This is a genomic window from Pseudomonas sp. EL_65y_Pfl1_R83 (genome assembly GCF_963970695.1).
In the GTDB taxonomy this organism is placed as follows: domain Bacteria; phylum Pseudomonadota; class Gammaproteobacteria; order Pseudomonadales; family Pseudomonadaceae; genus Aquipseudomonas; species Aquipseudomonas tritici.
The window spans coordinates 1-564 of record NZ_CAXAQI010000178.1 but is presented as its reverse complement, the minus strand read 5'-3'; the positions used below and the strand labels follow the sequence as shown (position 1 = coordinate 564).

At 65.6% G+C, this 564-nt stretch carries 1 protein-coding gene; it reads left to right on the top strand.

The annotated features are described in order from the left end of the window. On the top strand, positions 1 to 564 hold a 564-nt coding region (locus AACY08_RS28280), incomplete at both ends, for a DEAD/DEAH box helicase (protein ID WP_339472399.1).

Genomic DNA, 564 nt, shown 5'->3' with positions numbered 1-564 from the left:
CGGGCGGCCTTCCCGGCGCGTCTGCCTGCCAAGGTGACGTCCGATCTTGCCAGCCTCCCGTCGGCCGGTTTCCCCGACGCGCTTGTCACCGCCTGGGCTGGAGCGATCCCGTCCTTGACTGCGCTTCAGATCTCCGCCATCACCGACTTCGGCGTGCTGGACGGCGAGAACCTGGTGGTGTCGGCCCCGACATCCTCGGGCAAGACGATGGTGGGCGAGCTCGCGGCGCTCCGGAACGTGCTGGATCGCAAACGGGCTTTGTTTCTGCTGCCGCTTAAGGCCCTTGTGGCAGACAAGCGGCGGCACTTCGAGAGCGTCTATGGCGGTTTCGGGGTCCGCACGGTGGAAGCGACGGGCGAGACGGACGACATCGCGCCTCTGCTGCGGGGCCAATACGATGTCGGTCTCCTGACCTATGAGAAGTTCGCCGCGATCGCGCTGACATTCCCTCATGTGCTGGCGCAGGTCGGCGCGATCGTGATCGACGAAGCGCATGAGACGAGCTTCAAGCAGGAAGAGGGCGTGCATTATCACGCCCGCGACGTGGCGGTAATGCGCGCCAAG